The organism is Paraburkholderia sp. J7, assembly GCF_905220155.1.
GTDB lineage: Bacteria > Pseudomonadota > Gammaproteobacteria > Burkholderiales > Burkholderiaceae > Paraburkholderia.
Genome location: NZ_CAJMYZ010000001.1, coordinates 230,114 through 246,411, shown reverse-complemented (window position 1 = coordinate 246,411; position 16,298 = coordinate 230,114). Strand labels below are relative to the sequence as shown.

Genomic DNA, 16,298 nt, shown 5'->3' with positions numbered 1-16,298 from the left:
GGCGCAAGACAAACGGCTTTGTTACATCAATAGTGAAAAATCATGGAGTTTTGTGGGGCATCGGCGTGACAGGAATAACTTTTGGGTATAATGCGATCCATCACGCACGGAATTCGTGCTTTCAAAGGGCGGTGTGACCTTCGCAAAAAAAGAGGTCGCGTACACCGCCGTCAAGCAGTGCTGTCGTTGAAGACGGGCCGAAGAAGGCTGCCTTACAACAAGATAGCAAATCAGGTGTCGAATCCGTTCGACGCCGCACGTCTTGCCCAGCCAGGTGCCACGCGCCTGCAACGGCCTACATGCCGTGACGCTGGGTGGGGCCTACGCCGCCGTTCCTGTGCGCCGAGAGTTTCCGGCGCGCCTGAACGAGTTTCATCGTTCGATGGCGGCATGTGGGGTCTGGTCAGGCTGCCGGGGACAGGTTGCGCCAGACGTGAAAGATAACTAGCGGTTAGCGGCTAAATAGGGCTGCATCCGGGCATTGGCACGCGTTCGCCTTTTTCATTCCAGGCGAGCGATGGCGTAGCTTTGCCCGCGACCGCCGAAGCCTTTCCGACAACGCGCACACATGGCGCGGGACAGGCTTCGAACACGTGATGGCAATGTTATGAACCTTAGACTGACTCGACGACGACTCGGGAGTCTCGCAGCCGTGTCCATTCTGGCCGGTTGTGCCATGCCGCCTGCCCAGCAGGACCAGGCCACCAGCGACGCCCTTCGCACGAAGGACGCCGCCTTCACCGCGCCGCAGGGCTACGGCTCCGCGCTCGCCGCGCTGCCCGCATCGGGCACCGCCAAGGACAACTCGCTCGCGAACGCCGATGCGATCGACGAGAACAGCCCGGACGTTCACTCGTTCCACCAGACCGGCCGCGCCTCGTGGTATGGCCGCGCGTTCCACGGCCGCCGCACTGCGAGCGGCGAGCGCTTCAACATGAAGGCGCTCACCGCTGCGCACCGCACGCTGCCGCTCGGCTCATACGTGCGCGTGAGCGTGCCCGGCACGTCGAAGTGGGTGGTGGTGAAGATCAACGACCGTGGCCCGTACGCGCGTGGCCGTGTGCTCGACCTCTCGTATGCCGCCGCCAGGCTCCTTGGCGTGCAGCACGCGGGTACGGCGAAGGTGGACATCGAAGGCCTCACGCGCCAGGAAGCGAAGGCCGCGCAAGCGGAGATGGTTGCCGCGAACTCGAGTATCGACAACTAAGCGCGTTCGTTTGGGCGTGGCGCTGAGTGCGCCGCGACGCGCCTGAGACTGAACCGCCTGGTCGCGTTGGATGTATATGCGAAGGGCCGCCTGATTGACTCAGGCGGCCCTTCGGTTTTTCTGGCTCGTGTTTTTGGTTGTTATCGGCTGGCGGCTCAGTCGTCCGCTTCTGCCTCGCCTTCACCCTTCAATTCCAGCGCCCGCGCGTAGAGCGCGTTACGCGACGCGCCTGTGAGCGCCGCCGCGATCTTCGCCGCGCCCTTCACCGGCACCTCCTGAAGCAGCACACGCAAGAGCGCGTCGTGATCGGCTTCGCCTTGCGCTTGCTCGCTCGCGCCTTCCACCGCCAGAACGAACTCGCCGCGCTGATGGTTTGCATCCGCTGCCAGCCACGTTGGCGCTTCGGCCAGGGTGCCGCTCCAGAGCGACTCGTGTAGTTTCGTCAATTCGCGGGCGATGAGGATGCGGCGCGCGGGGCCGAACGCATCGGCGAGCGACTGCACGGTTTCGACGATGCGATGCGGGGCTTCGTAAAACACCATCGCGTGCGTATGCGCGGCGAGCGGCTGCAAAGCGGCTGCGCGTTGCTTGGGCTTGGGCGGCAGGAAACCGAGGAACGTGAACGTCGACACCCAGTCGCCGGCCGCGGAAAGCGCCGTTGCGAGCGCGCTCGCGCCGGGCAGCGGCACGACGTTCAGGCCGGCGGCGCGCACGGCGTCTACGAGCTTGGCACCCGGATCGGAAATGCCGGGCGTGCCCGCGTCGGAAACACAGGCCACGCGCTCGCCCGCGCGCAGAAACTCGATCACGCGTTGCGCCGCTTCGCGCTCGTTGTGCTCGTGCACGGCGACGAGCGGCTTCGAAATGCCGTAGCGGGCGAGAAGCTGGCCGGTGTTGCGCGTGTCTTCGGCGGCGATGCGATCGACGAGACCGAGCACGTGCAGCGCGCGCAAGGTGATGTCGGCGACATTGCCAATGGGCGTTGCCACGACGTACAGCGTGGCGGCCGGATACTGCTGGGCCTGTGCGAGTTCGAAGGGGGACGAGAGGGACGTCATGACACGGAACGCGCGAATGCAGGAAAAGAGGCCGACATTGTGCCACGCGGGCGCGAACGCACCCGAGCGAAGCGGCGCGAACGAACGCGTACGCGCAGACAACTTTAGTGCGCGAGCGCAGTCGAATGCCAAACGCCGCGCGACAGGTGCGCGTTTCGAAGCGCATGCGCTAGCGTTTTTGCGGCGCGAAGGGTTGGAGCTTGTCGCGCGCAACGTGAATTGTCGAGGTGGCGAACTCGATCTCGTGATGCGCGAGCGAGACGGCACGCTGGTGTTCGTGGAAGTCCGCGCACGCGCGCGGCCGGAATTCGGCGGCGCGGCGGCAAGCGTGGGGTGGCGCAAACAGCAGCGCGTATTGCGCGCGGCGCGCTACTTTCTCGCGACGTGGCGACCTGCCGATGCAAGTGGTGAAGTGCAGACGCCGCCCGCGTGCCGCTTCGACGTGATCGCGTTCGAGAGCGGCCGGCTCGTGTGGCTGCGCGACGCGTTCCATGCGCAAGCCCACGAGAGCTAAAACTGGGGCAATAAAAACAAGGGTGAAAATGAACGCCCTCGAGTGCGCTAAACTTGCGGCACGCCGCAATACGCGGAAATTTTGCGATACCCGCAGTACAGATTAGAGAGTCGATGTCCGTCGAACGCATTCAACAGCACTTCCGCGATAGCGCAGCCATTACGCTCGCGGCCATGGAAACCCTGGCGGTCCCAATTGCCGCCGCGGTCGATACGATGTTCGCCGCGCTGGCGAACAGCAACAAGATCCTCGCATGCGGCAATGGCGGCTCCGCCGCCAACGCCCAGCAACTCGCCGCCGAACTGATTGGCCGCTTCGAGCGTGAACGCCCGGGCCTGCCCGCGCTCGCGCTGACCACCGACGCCTCGGTGCTCACCGCCGTTGCCAACGACTACGCGTACGAGCAGGTATTCGCGAAGCAGGTGCGCGCGCTTGGCCAGCCGGGCGACGTGCTGCTCGCCATCACGACCTCGGGCAACTCGGTGAACGTGCTGGCCGCCATTCAGGAAGCGCACGAGCGCGAGATGGTCGTGATCGCGCTGACCGGGAAGGGCGGCGGCGACGTGAACAGCGTGCTCGCCGATACCGACATTCAGCTGTGCGTGCCGAGCGACCGGACGGCGCGGATTCAGGAAGTGCACCAGTTAATACTTCATTGCCTGTGCGATGGCATCGACGCGATGCTGCTGGGCGAAGACTGACACCGTAAGACGAAGAGAGGGGAAGTTGATGAGCAGATACGGCATGACGCGCGCGCTGGCACGGACCACGCTCACGATCGGCTTCGCAGCCTCGCTCTGCGCAAGCCTGCAGGGCTGCTTCCTGGCGCTGGCGGGCGCGGCGGGCGGCACGGCGCTGGTGGCAACCGACCGCCGCACGGTAGGCTCGCAAACCGAGGACCGAGAGATCCAGGTGAAGGCGCTGGCCGACCTCGGCAAGCAACTGCCCGATACGGCGCACGTGAACGTGGCGGTGTTCAACCAGCGCGTGCTGCTCACGGGTGAAGTGCCCGACGACGCCTCGAAGCAGAAGGCCGAGAGCATTGTGCGAGCGGTGACGAACGTGGGTTCGATCGTCAACGAACTGGCGGTGCAGCCGGCTAGCTCGTTCTCCTCGCGCGCGAACGACTCGTACCTCGAAGGACGCGTGAAGGCGGAGCTGATTGCCTATAAGGACATCTCCGCGAACAACTTCAAGGTGGTGAGCGAGCGCGGCACGGTTTATCTGATGGGGCTTGTGACGCCCGATGAAGGCAATATCGCTGCCAACGCGACCGCCGGGGTGATGGGCGTGACGCAGGTGGTGAAGTGCTATCAGTACATCGATCCGCAACAGGCAGCAGTGGCGACGGCGGCTGCGGCCAGTGCGCCGGCGGCGGCGCCTGCTGCCGATGCGCCGACGGTTGGAGCGGTGCCGGATTCGGGTGTGACCTCGCAGCCTATTGAGCACCAGGCGCCCGCGCCGGTGACGAATTCTTCGGCTACGCGGCCGGGGAATACGGGGGCTATGTGATGGGGCGGTTTGTTGGTGGTTTTGTTGCCGCGGTCGTGGTTGCTGGGGCGGGTTTTGGAGTGGCTTCGCCGGCGTTTGCTGCTGTGGCGGATGGGTTGAAGGTGGCTCAGGCTAATGCTTGCATGGGGTGCCATGCGGTGGATCGCAAGCTGGTTGGGCCTTCGTTTAAGGATGTCGCTGCTAAGTACAAGGGCGATGCTGGGGCCCAGGCTAAGCTCGAGAAGAAGGTGCGGGACGGTGGGGCCGGGGTTTGGGGGGCTATTCCTATGCCGTCTCACCCTGGGATGAGCGCCGGCGATATTCAGTCCGTCGTGAGCTGGGTGCTCGCTGGGGCGCCTTCGAAGTAGGTTTGCGCGGGGTCAAATTTGACGCTTGGCAAAACTGATTTTGTGTGGGTAGAATCGGTAGTTCGTTGGGGCGGTAGCTCAGCTGGGAGAGCGTCGCGTTCGCAATGCGAAGGTCGGGAGTTCGATCCTCCTCCGCTCCACCAAGATTTTCTTTAAAAACAACGCACTACATCTTGCGATGTCGTGCGTTGTTTTGCTTTCAGACGCGATGTTTCGCGCACTGCGTGTGGGAAATTTGTGGCAGAGCGCGCCCACACTGCCGTTCATGCCGGTGAGTGGTAAAAAGACGCGCCGAAGTCTACCGTTACCTCGCCCCCCCCTCCTGCGAACCTTGCAGACATCTGCCAACTACTGCGGCCGTGTGCATGAAAGCGCCACGGCCCTTACGTGCCAATGTCCATGCAAGCGTTACTCACAGTCGACCAGTTAGCTGAACACCTGCACAAGTCCGCCGCGAGCATCCGTAGCGACGCGACGCGCAATCCGCTATCCCTTCCTCCAATTTGCAGGCTGCCTAACACCAAACGCCTTCTTTGGCGCGTCGAAGACGTCGAGCAATGGATTGCGCGACATGTAGGTGGCGTTGAGGTCCGCGGCGCAACGATCCAGCCACAACCTTTGAAGCGTCGCCGGGGGCGTCCAAACAAAGCCGAATCCGTAGCGAAGCTCCGCACGCGTTGATTCAACGCGATGGGCACTAGAGGCTTGATGGTACGCGTCGGCGACGAAGACAACGTCAACCTGTCCGAACGGGGTTTAATGGCTGGACCGAGCGTGTCAAAAGGGCGAACGACTAAGGAGTTGCTCGATGTTATCGCCGGAATGGCTAAGACAAGTCGGGAGCGCGCAGTTGGCGATACCCCTGATTGCCGGTCGGAGGCACCCCGATTCTTCGACGAGAGGGAATTGCCGCCGTGCGCAGACTTCGAGCGAGCCATTCCCAATGACTTATTGCGATCAGCTGTGTTTGGCGCCTTTCGCAAAGGGTACCGTCCCGTGCAAGTTGAAGGCTGCGAATCCAAGGATCGCAGCCTTCTTTCCTTTGATCGCTCGAATTTGCGAGCAGCGTGTCCAGAGACCTTCGCATTTGAGAGGCCGAGCGCCCTCCCAAATCTTTTTTGAAAGACTGGATCCACAAATCCACTCGTAGTACGCTGCCTCACAACAGCAACCGAAAGCGACGTCCTCCCGCACCGCACAAAAATGCCTGCCACCAGCGTCCGCAGCACCACCGGCCTAGCCTTAACGGCCGAAGAAGAGGCCTACCGCTTCCTGCTGGAGGCCATCATCGAAGGCCGCTACGCAGCAGGGCAGCGCATCGTTGCCGAAACGGTTGCAGAAGAACTCTCAATGAGCCGCATGCCGGTACGCGCAGCGCTCAAAAGGCTCCACACAGAAGGCCTGATCATCCAGCGCCCGAACCGAGGCGCAATCGTCCGCGGCCTCACAGTAGAAGAAGTCCGGGACATTTTCGACATGCGCATTGCGCTCGAATGCCTGGCCATGCGCGTAGCCGCTCCGCGCTGCACCGAAGCCCACCTAACCAAACTCCAGCGCCTGCTAGAAGACATGGACGCCTGCGTAGGCGACACAGACACCTGGGTCCAACGCCACTGCGCGTTCCACGAATACCTGTGTGAAATCAGCGGCCGCACGCGCCTCTACCAGCAAATCCACTCGCTCTACACGCTGATAGAAGGCCCCATGCGCCTGTGGATCGAGCAAGCCACTTTCAGACGCAAACGCGCACGCGACGCCCACCAGATCCTCATCGACGCATTGCGCACCCGCGACCCAGCGCAAGCCGAGCAAGCGCTACGCGAGCACCTCGAATCAACCGTTCCCCAGATCATCAAGTTTCTAGAATCGCCCGCGTCACGAGCATGACGCGTCGGCATCCTAACTGTCGTCGTATCTCACGCAGCTCACTTTCAGCCAGGAGCCTCTCGATGTCAGCAATTCAGTTCAAGCGTCTTCGTCTCGCCGCCTGCGCAGGCTTGGCGGTTCTGGCACAAGCGGCCGGAGCATCAGCAGCGCACGCCGCCGATCTGGGCCTCGTGAAAGGCGGCACGCTCACCTACTGTTCGAGCATGGACGCGCCACCGCTCGCGTCCTACGACGAGAACCAGCAGCCGCGCGGCTTCTCCGTCGACGTGGCGCAAGACATCGCGAAGCAGCTCGGCAATCTCAAGGTCGAGTGGAAGGTCATGTCCTTTAGCGGACAGATTCCGGCGCTGCAAGCGAAGCAATGCGATCTCGTGATCGGCCAGCTCTTCGACAAGCCCGAGCGCCGCCAGATCATCGACATCGTCGACTACATGTATTCGAGCCAGTCGATCATGGTGCCGCGCGGCAACCCGCGCCACGTGCGCTCGCTCGACGACCTCTCCGGCAAGAAGGTCGCGGTGCTCAACGGCACGACCATCAGCACGCTGCTCGACAAGGAAAACGAGAAGCTCAAAGCCGCAGGCAAGCAGCCCATGAACATCGTTGTCTATAGTTCGGATGCCGATGCATTTCAGGCCTTCCGTCTGAATCAGGTCGACGCCTACGGCACCACGGCGGAAAGCGCCGCGCACTTCCAGCAGGTCTCGGGCGACATGTTCGAGGAGGCGGTGCCGGGCTTCAATCGCATCGCAACGGGCATTGGCGCGCGCAAGGGCGAGCCGCTTTCTCCGGCGGTCGCGAAAGCCGTGGCCGATCTCGTGAAGAGCGATCGCTACAGCAAGATGCTCGCCACCTGGAAGCTCGAAAACGATCGCCTGTGAGCGCGGGGTGACGCCATGAATTTCAGTTGGGAAATCTTCCGGAAATTCCTGCTAGACCCGAGCCCGGCGTATCTGCACGGTTTGTGGCTCACGTTCTCGATCAGCGCTTGCGCGATCGTGTTCGGCGCCACGCTCGGGCTCATCGTCGCGCTCATGCGGCTTTCGTCGAGCTTGCCGGTGCAGTATCTCGCGCGCGGCTATATCTGGGTCATGCGCGGCACGCCGTTGCTCATGCAGATCGTGTTTCTGTACACCGCATTTGCCGCGGCGAACATCTTTCACTTTCACGATCTCGACTTCGGCATCATCTCGCTGCCGGGCAACATTCAGGCCGCCGTGCTCGCGCTCGGCATGAATTCGGCGGCATATCAGGCGGAGATCATTCGCGCGGGCTTGAGTTCGGTGGACAGAGGCCAGTACGAAGCGTCGCGCTCGCTCGGCATGACTTCGGTGCTGCTCATGCGGCGCGTCGTGCTGCCGCAAGCGTTCCGCATCATCGTGCCGCCGCTCGGAAACGAGTTCAACGTCATGCTGAAAAACACCACGCTCGTGAGCGTGATCGGCGTGCCGGAACTGCTGCTCAGCACGCAGATGATCACATCGGTGAACTTCCGCGTGTTCGAGCTGTATCTCGTGCTCGGCATTTACTTCCTCGCGCTCACCACGCTCTGGGGCTTCGTGCAGCGGCGGCTCGAATCGCACTTCGGCCGCGGCGAGGCGAAGCCGGCTGCGAATACGCGTCTCTTTGGCGCGCAAACGATGAAACTGCTGCGAGGACGTTGACATGAGCGTTGACATGAACGAAGCACGCGAAATCGTCATCGAGGCGTCGGACATTCACAAGTCGTTCGGCGCGACCAAGGTGCTCAACGGCATTTCGTTGAGCGTTGCGAAGGGGGAAGTGGTGGTGCTCATCGGCTCGTCCGGGTCGGGCAAGACCACGTTCATTCGCTGCCTCAATCTGCTCGAGTCGTACGACAGCGGGCGGGTGCGCGTGAACGGCCATCTGCTCGGTTTTGTCGAGCGACCGAACGGCACGCTGGTGCGCGATTCCGGGCGCCAGCTCGCACGGCAGCGTCGCGACATCGGCATGGTGTTCCAGCGCTTCAATCTGTTTCCGCACATGACGGCGCTGGAGAACGTGATCGAGGCGCCCATCCACGTGCTGAAGATGCCGCGCGAAGAAGCGGTCAAGCAAGCAAAAGCGCTGATTGCGCGCGTGGGTCTTGCCGATCGCGCCGACCACTATCCGTCGCAGCTTTCCGGCGGCCAGCAGCAGCGTATCGCCATCGCTCGCGCGCTCGCCATGCAGCCGAAGGTGCTGCTCTTCGACGAGCCCACCAGTGCGCTCGATCCGGAAACGGTAGGCGAAGTGCTACAGGTGATGAAAGAGCTTGCCGAAGACGGCATGACGATGGTCGTCGTCACGCACGAAATGGGCTTTGCTCGCGAGGTGGCCGACCGCGTGGTCGTGCTCGACCAGGGCGAGCTGATCGAAGAGGGGCCGCCCGAGCGCATCTTCACCGCGCCTTCGCATCCGCGCACGCAGACGTTCTTGAAACGCACATTGCGCACTGCAATGCCCGCGTCCGCGTAAAAGACGTAGCCGCGATGCAGCGTCACGTGAAATAAAACATCATCAGGACACCAAAGAGGAGAACGCGTCGATGCGTAACTTCGAAACGCCGGGCCGCTCGCTCGTCATGGCTCGCAATGGTATGGCCGCAACCTCGCATCCGAGCGCCACGCTCGCGGCCGTGCAGATTCTCGCTGCAGGCGGCAACGCCATGGACGCCGCAATTGCCGCGTGTGCGGTGCAGTGCGTAGTCGAACCGGGCTCAACTGGTGTGGGCGGCGACTGCTTCGCGCTCTATTCGCGCGGCGGCACGGATGACGTAATTGCCTATGACGGCTCGGGCTGGGCCCCCGCAGCAGCAAGCGCAGAGCGCTTGCGCGCAATGGGCATAGAAACGATTGCGCGCCATTCGCCGCATGCAGTCACGGTCCCGGGCGCGGTGGACGCATGGACCACGCTCCATCGCGACCATGGCCGCTTGCCGCTGCGCGACGTGCTCGCGCCGGCAATCCGTTTCGCGGAAGAAGGCTACGCCGTCGCGCAGCGCACCGCGCACGACTGGGCCGCAGAGGTAGAGACGCTCTCGCGTGACGCCGTAGCGCGCACGACCATGCTCGTGGATGGCGCCGCGCCGCGCGCCGGCTCGACGCATCGTCAGCCGCGCCTCGCAAACACGCTGCGCGCCATCGCCGAAACGGGCCGCGACGCTTTCTACCGAGGCACCGTCGCTGCCGATCTCGTTGCGCAACTTCAGGCGCATGGCGGCTTGCACACGCTGGAAGACTTCGCGCAATTCCACGGCGAGTACGTCACGCCGATCCGCGCGAAATTCCAGGGCTATGACGTGATCGAATGTCCGCCTGCGGGGCAGGGTGTCATCGCGCTGCTGTTGCTCCGCCTGCTCGACAAATACGACGCCGAAGGCAGCCCGCTCGACGCCGACCGTCTGCATCGCGAGATCGAGGCGGCGAAGCTCGCGTACGCGGTGCGCGACGCCGTGCTAGGCGACCCGCGCCATGGTGCCGTCGATGTCGATCGCCTGTTGTCCGACGAGTACGTCGACAAACTGCGCAGCCGCATCGACCTCGAAAGCGTGCTGGACCCGGCCGCCGCGATCACCCAGGTCGAACACCGCGACACGGTCTACATCACCGTGGTCGATCGCGACCGCAACTGCGTGAGCTTCATCAATTCGTTGTTCTATCCATTCGGCAGCGGGTTGATGGGCAAAGAATCCGGCGTGATGCTGCACAACCGCGGCATGAGCTTCTCGGTGGAGCCGGGTCATCCCAACGCCATCGCGCCGCACAAGCGGCCGCTGCACACCATCATCCCGGGCATGGTTGCGCGCGATGGCCGCGTGCAGATGAGCTTCGGCGTGATGGGCGGCCACTATCAGGCGATGGGCCACGCGCATTTCCTCTCGAAGGTGCTGCATTACGGCCTCGACATGCAGGCCGCGATGGATCTGCCGCGTGTCTTCCCGCGCCCAGGGACCGGGACTGTGGAAATCGAATCGACATTGCCGGACAACACGCGTGCGGCGCTTGCCGATCGCGGCTTCAAGCTCGTGCCGGCAGCCGGCCCGATTGGCGGCTCGCAGGCTATTCGTATCGACTGGGAGCGGGGCGTGTTGACCGGCGCATCCGATCATCGCAAGGATGGCTGCGCGCTCGGATATTGAACAAGCACGCTGCCGAGAAAAGAAAGGGGCGCGAGCCCCTTTCTACTTATTGGCTGATTTCGGCTTCAACGAGCTTTGCAAGCAACCCCAGCGACTCCTGCCAGCCGAGATAGCACGCTTCGACCGGAATGATCTCCGGTATGCCTTCCTGCACGACGGTCATTTCCGCGCCGAAAAACACCGCGCGCAATTCCACCGTCGTCTGCATGGTGCCGGTCAGGTGCTCATCCTCGAACACGCCGGTGTAACGCAATCGCTCGTTCGGCACGAGTTCGAGATATTCGCCGCCGAACGAATGACCGTGGCCGGCCGTGAAATTCTTGAACGACATCCGGTAACGGCCGCCGACTTTCGCGTCGAGTTCATGGACGGTGCACGTGAAGCCGTTGGGCGGCAGCCATTTCACGACCGCGCTGGCGTCGAGGAACGCGCGATAGATGCGCTCGGGCGGTGCGCGCAGCACGCGGTGCAGGCGGACGGTGTTCGATGCCATGGCTAAGCTCCCAGGGTGGTGGATCGCCCTGCAATAGTAGGCCACCCGCCCGGGGCCCATCGCCTAAACTTCCCAATACCGAACGCCCGGCCGCACACCCATCGGCCGGATAGCCCGCAGCCGCTCACCCGCGGCACCCGGAGGTCACCATGAGCGCTCAACCGCTTGCGATGCATCAGGTTGACTACGAAGGCTTCGAGATCCACGTCAGCGCCACGCCAACCGAAGAGGGCGCGAACCGCTACACCTACACGGCCTACGTGTGCCATCCCGGCGCGAATCCCGCGAAGCCGGGCCACACGGTCACCTATCACGCGGACGGCGACGAAACCTGGCGCAGCGAGCAGGACGCCACCGAAGAGGCGGTGCACGTGGGCCGCAGCATCATCGACGGCACGCACCCCGATCTTTCCGTGCTCTCGCTCGTGACCCACGGCTTTTGAGCCGGGCGGCCCGCGCTGGAAAAGCGGGCCGCATGCGGCGCGAGAGGGAAGGAGGAAAAAGGCCCGGACCGCAGTCCGGGCAAAGCCACCGGATTTCCGGCGGCGGAGGTTTTCGTGGGCGTGCCGCTCTTTGTGGCGCGCGCGTTGCACGCGCGGCGCAGAAATGAACGGCGGGCCCGCTCTCTCTCAATTGGGAGAGCGGGCCCGCCAAGCGAAGCTACGCGTCGTGCACTAGCACCACGCGTGCGCCGCGATTACTGGCCGAAGTAGGTCGGCTTGATGTTCGGTGCGCGGGTGCCGGACTGGACGCTGCCGTTCGTCGATGCGCCGTAAGCCGTGGCTTGCGCTGCGCCGTTCTGCTGGGCGACGCGCGCCTCGGCAGCCTGCAGGTCTTCCGGATAGTACGGGCTCGACAGGTTCGGACGGTAGCCGGCCTTTTCCAGCTGGACCAGTTCGGCGCGAACTTGAGCGCGCGTCACGGGCGCTTGCTCGGCTTGTGCGAACGACAGGGCCGGAGCGGCGAGGACGGTAGCGGCGAGTGCAGCAGCAATCAGATTCTTCATGGTAACAACCTCCGAAAATTATGTGGTCGGTTCGTAACAATCTTGTTGCTCGAATCGTTGGTGAGACTTTATTGCAGTGCACTTCAAAGAAAAACACCGCAATCCAGCAAACATAATTACTTGAATTGCAATAATTCCGTGAGCCCGCGGCGCTTCGGCCGGGTCGGGCGCCGCGTGGTGAGGCAAAATAGGGCGCGCGAGGCCGCGCGTTGCGACGGCTGCGTATCCCAATTGCTTGCTGCGAAACCCATTTCGAAGTTCAAGGAGAAACGCAATGAAGAACTCTCTCGGCCGCCAGGCACTGATTGCCGCCGCGCTGGCGGGTCTTGCGACGGCCGGTGCGGGCGTGGCCCACGCGGACGACACCGTGAATTGCTACGGCGTTGCCAAGGCCGGCCAGAATGATTGTTCGAGCAAGACCGGCGTGCACGATTGCGCGGGCCAAGCCAAGGTCGATCACGACAAGGGCGACTTCAAGACCATGCCGAAGGGCACGTGCGCGAAGCTGGGCGGCACGCCGGAAAAATGAGCCTCGCGGCTGAGCGGGCGCGCCAAAAAGAGCGCGCAAGGTGAGCGCGCCAGGCGCATTGAGTGGCGTGGGCATCGGCCTGCGTCACGCGCATTACGACGCTTTCATGGCGGGGCCGCCTGCCGTCGACTGGGTCGAGGTCCACAGCGAGAACTACTTCGGTGATGGCGGCTACGACCTGCATGTGCTCGAAACCGTACGGCGCGATTTGCCGGTGAGCCTGCACGGCGTGGGGCTCGGACTTGGCTCGGCTGCGCCGCTCGATACGGCGCATCTCGCGAGGCTTGCGCAGTTGGTGGCGCGCATCGAGCCCGCTGTGGTGTCCGAGCATCTATGCTGGGGCGCGAGCGCACAAGGCGCGCTGCACGATCTGCTGCCAATGCCGCTCACGCAAGCCACGCTCGACCACTTGAGCGCGCGCGTCTCGCAGATGCAAGACGCGCTGGGCCGCGCTGTACTGATCGAAAATGTTTCGACCTACGTACGATTTCGCGGCGATACCTACAGCGAGGCTGAATTCCTTGCGGCGCTCGCGCAGCACACGGGCTGTTGCGTCCTGCTCGACGTGAACAATCTGTACGTGAATCAATGCAACCACGGTGAAGATGCACTGGCGGCAATGGCCGCACTGCCGCCGCAGATCGTTGGTGAGATTCATCTGGCGGGGCATCGCGCAACGCCTGCCGCCGTGATCGACGATCACGGCTCGCGCGTCGCGCCGGCGGTTTGGTCTCTGTATGAGACCGCACTCGAGCGATTTGGCGCGACGCCCACGCTCATCGAGTGGGACACGGCGGTGCCGCCGCTCGAGGTGCTGCTCGACGAGGCGCGTCTCGCGCGCGAACGGTTCGCGAAGCACGCGCATAGCGCGACGGAGTTGCGCTCGTGACCGCGCGCGACACACTGGAAGCGATGCAGCAAACCTTCGCCGCCGCGTTGGACGATCCCAACGGCGATGCGGCGCTCGCCAACGAGATGCTTCCCGCCGATGCAGCGCTGCTGCACGAGCGCATGGGCCTTTATCGCGGCAACGGTCGCGCGGCGCGGCGACTTGCGCTCGCGAACGCCTATCCAGTACTCGCGGCCCTAACTGGCGAGACCTACTTCGAAGCACTCGCGCTAGCGTACGCGCGCGCGTATCCTTCGCGCGATGCGGACCTGAACCGCTTCGGCGCGCAGTTGCCTGACTTCATCGAACGATACGAGACCGACGCGCGGTACGCGTATTTCGGCGATGTCGCGCGACTCGAATGGGCGTTGCATACGGCCAACTATGCAGCGAACGCCGCGCCGCTCGACGCGCAGCAATGGCAAGCGCTGGGCGCAGCGCGTCTCGCGCAATCGCATCTCGTTGTGCACCCGGCATGCGCTGCGCTCGCGTTGCGCTTCGAGGCCGTGGCGATCTGGCGAGCGCATCAGCCGGACGGCGTATGGCCTGAGCGTGTGGACGTGCCCTCGTGGGCGCTCGTGGTCAGGCCGCAATGGCGGCCTACAGTGCTCGTGCACACACACGCCGCGCACGCAGCGTTCGTCGCACTGCGAGACGGCGCCACGCTCGACAAGGCGCTTGCCGAGGCATTTGACATCGACCCGGCTTTCGACTTCGGTGGTCAATGGCGCGCGTGGATAGACGCGCGCGCAATCGTCGGTGTGCGCGGCGACTGACCACGCGGCATGACTCGCTCATACGGAGTCTCGCCATAAAGCAGAGGAATCCAAAATAACAAAGACAATGCGCCTCTCGAAAACGCACTTTATTCAGGAGAATAGGGCACAAAAAACGAGCCCCGCCCCAAACGACCACCCCCAATCGGACTTGCCCGCATAGCAACGCTCCACGCGGCATGCGAGGATGAATGCATACGCACAGCATGCGTCCGCCGGCCGTTGTACACTCGGTTGCACCCCGGCGCGCGCGGCGCCGGACATCGTCCGCGGTCGGGCGCAGGCAAGCGCCTGGCAACCGGCGCCCGTGCAAGGCCAGCCCCCGAAGGCCCGAGATGATCATCCGCCGACCGAACGCCGTGCTTGCCATCGGCATTGCGCTCGCCGCAGTGCTGACGCTGGTCGCCGCGTGGGTCATGGCGCAAATGCGGCACGACGCGCTTGCGAGCGCCCGCGCGTCCGCCTCCAACATGGCACTGCTTTTCGAGCGCGACACCGCGCGCAATTTCGACGTCTACGACCTTTCGCTGCAAGCCGTCATCGACGCCATTGACGATCCGCGTCTCGCCGCGCTGCCCGCCGACATTCGCCAGAACGTGCTGTTCGACCGCTCGGCCACGGCAAAGAATCTCGGTGCGATCTTCGTCACCAACGCGGCGGGCGATGTGGTCTTCGATTCGCGTTCGGTGCCGCCGCGCGTGCTCAATATCGCCGACCGCGACTATTTCATCGCGCAGCGCGACTCGCCGCACGCGGGACTCTTTCTGAGCCATCCGTTCATTCCACGTGACGGTCCCGCCAACGCGACGATCGGCATGAGCCGCCGTCTCTCGAACCCCGACGGCTCGTTCGCGGGCGTCGTGGTCGGCACGATGCGGCTCGATTATTTCCGGCACCTGTTCGGTGGCGTGAACATTGGCACGAACGGCACGGTGGCGCTCACGCTCGCAGACGGCACGCTGCTCATGCGCCGCCCGTACGATCCGCAACTGATCGGCAAAAGCATCGCGGAATCCGAACTCTTCCAGCGTTTCCAGCGGTCGCAGGCTACCGGTTTTTTCTCGCTCGGCCCGATAGACGGCGTGCGGCGCTGGTTCGCGCTGCGGCGCGTGGAAGGCTATCCGCTCGTGTTCAGCGTGGCCGTCGCGGCGGACGACATCTACCGCGAATGGCGCGTGCGCGCCTGGATCATCGGCACGCTCACGGCAGTGCTGGACGTTTCGCTGATCGCGCTCGCGTTGATGTTCACGCGCCAGTTGCGCCAGCGTGGCGCGGTGGAGGCGGAGTTGCGCGTGCAGGCGGGCACCGATGCGCTCACGTCGCTCGCGAACCGGCGCGCCTTCGAAACCCGCGCGGACCACGAATGGGCGCGCGCACGCCGCTCGGGCAGCCCGCTCGCGCTCGTACTGATCGATGTGGACCGCTTCAAGCGCTACAACGACCGCTATGGCCACCTGGCGGGCGACGACGCGCTCGCGGCCGTCGCGCATGCGCTCGGCGCACACGCACGCCGTGCGGCGGACTGTGCTGCGCGCTACGGCGGCGAGGAGTTCGTGCTGCTGCTGCCCGAAACGGGCGAGGCCCAGGCGCTCGCGCTGGCCGAGAAGGTGCGCGCCGCGATCGAGGCGCTGGCGCTGCCGCACGCCGATAGCCCCAACGGCGTGCTGACCGTGAGCGTGGGCGTGGCGTGCACGACGCAAAGCGGGTTTGCAGACTGGCGCGCGCTGACCGACGCCGCCGACGCGGCGCTTTATACGGCCAAGCGTTCGGGCCGCAACCGCGTAGCGGCATGGCTGCCGGCAGCGACCAACGACGCGCGCGGCGCGGATCTCGAAGGCCGCACCGGCTGACCGCGATCAAATTTTACCCGGATGATATTGCGCACCGTAATTTACCCGGGTAATATTCGCCCATCATTGGAAATCAAGAAGGAGAAAAA

The 16,298-nt window shown here is 64.0% G+C and carries 18 protein-coding genes and 1 tRNA gene; 16 read left to right on the top strand and 3 right to left on the bottom strand.

Annotated features, from left to right (window positions below; all coding sequences use genetic code 11):
- Positions 1-607 precede the first annotated feature (607 nt).
- Entirely contained in the window at positions 608-1,207 is a 600-nt protein-coding gene (locus U5A58_RS01130; protein ID WP_321959987.1) for a septal ring lytic transglycosylase RlpA family protein, read from the top strand.
- Between the two features lie 155 nt (positions 1,208-1,362).
- Here U5A58_RS01130 and rsmI read toward each other — a convergent pair whose 3' ends face one another.
- Complete coding sequence (gene rsmI / locus U5A58_RS01125; RefSeq protein WP_321934424.1) at positions 1,363-2,265, bottom strand: 16S rRNA (cytidine(1402)-2'-O)-methyltransferase; 903 nt, start codon at positions 2,263-2,265, stop codon at positions 1,363-1,365.
- Positions 2,266-2,281: 16 nt separating this feature from the next.
- On the opposite strand from rsmI, the gene U5A58_RS01120 reads away from it, so the two are divergent.
- The 10 genes from U5A58_RS01120 (at position 2,282) to ggt (ending at position 10,666) form a co-directional block, all read left to right on the top strand.
- Positions 2,282-2,779 (top strand): YraN family protein, encoded by a 498-nt coding sequence (locus tag U5A58_RS01120; RefSeq protein WP_321959986.1) that lies wholly within the window; start codon positions 2,282-2,284, stop codon positions 2,777-2,779.
- A gap of 113 nt (positions 2,780-2,892) precedes the next feature.
- Positions 2,893-3,480, top strand: coding sequence for a phosphoheptose isomerase (locus tag U5A58_RS01115; protein WP_321959985.1), 588 nt, complete (start codon positions 2,893-2,895; stop codon positions 3,478-3,480).
- Between the two features lie 28 nt (positions 3,481-3,508).
- Positions 3,509-4,291 carry a BON domain-containing protein gene (locus tag U5A58_RS01110; RefSeq protein ID WP_321959984.1) on the top strand — a complete coding sequence of 261 codons (783 nt, stop codon included), beginning with the start codon at positions 3,509-3,511 and terminating at the stop codon, positions 4,289-4,291.
- Positions 4,291-4,638 carry a c-type cytochrome gene (locus U5A58_RS01105; protein WP_321959983.1) on the top strand — a complete coding sequence of 116 codons (348 nt, stop codon included), beginning with the start codon at positions 4,291-4,293 and terminating at the stop codon, positions 4,636-4,638. Before U5A58_RS01110 ends, U5A58_RS01105 begins: the two co-directional genes overlap by 1 nt.
- Positions 4,639-4,705: 67 nt before the next feature.
- Positions 4,706-4,781 (top strand) — tRNA-Ala (locus U5A58_RS01100).
- Between the two features lie 1,060 nt (positions 4,782-5,841).
- Positions 5,842-6,525, top strand: a complete 684-nt coding sequence (locus U5A58_RS01095; protein WP_321959982.1) for a GntR family transcriptional regulator — start codon at positions 5,842-5,844, stop codon at positions 6,523-6,525.
- A 62-nt stretch (positions 6,526-6,587) separates the two neighbouring features.
- Positions 6,588-7,406 (top strand): ABC transporter substrate-binding protein, encoded by an 819-nt coding sequence (locus tag U5A58_RS01090; protein ID WP_321907453.1) that lies wholly within the window; start codon positions 6,588-6,590, stop codon positions 7,404-7,406.
- A 15-nt stretch (positions 7,407-7,421) separates the two neighbouring features.
- Positions 7,422-8,189: an amino acid ABC transporter permease gene (locus tag U5A58_RS01085; RefSeq protein ID WP_321959981.1), complete on the top strand. Its 768-nt coding sequence runs from the start codon at positions 7,422-7,424 to the stop codon at positions 8,187-8,189.
- 13 nt (positions 8,190-8,202) lie between these two features.
- On the top strand, positions 8,203-9,003 hold the full coding sequence (locus tag U5A58_RS01080) for an amino acid ABC transporter ATP-binding protein (protein ID WP_321907459.1): 801 nt from the start codon (positions 8,203-8,205) through the stop codon (positions 9,001-9,003).
- Positions 9,004-9,073: 70 nt separating this feature from the next.
- Positions 9,074-10,666 carry a gamma-glutamyltransferase gene (gene ggt, locus U5A58_RS01075; RefSeq protein WP_321959980.1) on the top strand — a complete coding sequence of 531 codons (1,593 nt, stop codon included), beginning with the start codon at positions 9,074-9,076 and terminating at the stop codon, positions 10,664-10,666.
- Between the two features lie 46 nt (positions 10,667-10,712).
- On the opposite strand, the gene U5A58_RS01070 is transcribed toward ggt, so the two are convergent.
- Positions 10,713-11,159, bottom strand: coding sequence for an SRPBCC family protein (locus U5A58_RS01070; RefSeq protein WP_158756736.1), 447 nt, complete (start codon positions 11,157-11,159; stop codon positions 10,713-10,715).
- A 149-nt stretch (positions 11,160-11,308) separates the two neighbouring features.
- Between U5A58_RS01070 and U5A58_RS01065 the strand changes: the two genes are divergently transcribed.
- Complete coding sequence (locus U5A58_RS01065; protein WP_158756737.1) at positions 11,309-11,602, top strand: hypothetical protein; 294 nt, start codon at positions 11,309-11,311, stop codon at positions 11,600-11,602.
- A gap of 254 nt (positions 11,603-11,856) precedes the next feature.
- On the opposite strand, the gene U5A58_RS01060 is transcribed toward U5A58_RS01065, so the two are convergent.
- Positions 11,857-12,165 (bottom strand): DUF4148 domain-containing protein, encoded by a 309-nt coding sequence (locus U5A58_RS01060; RefSeq protein ID WP_233879016.1) that lies wholly within the window; start codon positions 12,163-12,165, stop codon positions 11,857-11,859.
- 274 nt (positions 12,166-12,439) lie between these two features.
- Between U5A58_RS01060 and U5A58_RS01055 the strand changes: the two genes are divergently transcribed.
- From U5A58_RS01055 to U5A58_RS01040, 4 genes are all read left to right on the top strand, one after another.
- Positions 12,440-12,694: a DUF2282 domain-containing protein gene (locus U5A58_RS01055; protein WP_321907464.1), complete on the top strand. Its 255-nt coding sequence runs from the start codon at positions 12,440-12,442 to the stop codon at positions 12,692-12,694.
- Positions 12,695-12,734: 40 nt separating this feature from the next.
- Complete coding sequence (locus tag U5A58_RS01050) at positions 12,735-13,583, top strand: DUF692 domain-containing protein (protein ID WP_321959979.1); 849 nt, start codon at positions 12,735-12,737, stop codon at positions 13,581-13,583.
- Entirely contained in the window at positions 13,580-14,359 is a 780-nt protein-coding gene (locus U5A58_RS01045; protein ID WP_321959978.1) for a putative DNA-binding domain-containing protein, read from the top strand. The genes U5A58_RS01050 and U5A58_RS01045 overlap by 4 nt, the downstream gene beginning before the upstream one ends.
- A gap of 335 nt (positions 14,360-14,694) precedes the next feature.
- Positions 14,695-16,209, top strand: a complete 1,515-nt coding sequence (locus tag U5A58_RS01040; RefSeq protein ID WP_321959977.1) for a sensor domain-containing diguanylate cyclase — start codon at positions 14,695-14,697, stop codon at positions 16,207-16,209.
- Positions 16,210-16,298 lie beyond the last annotated feature (89 nt).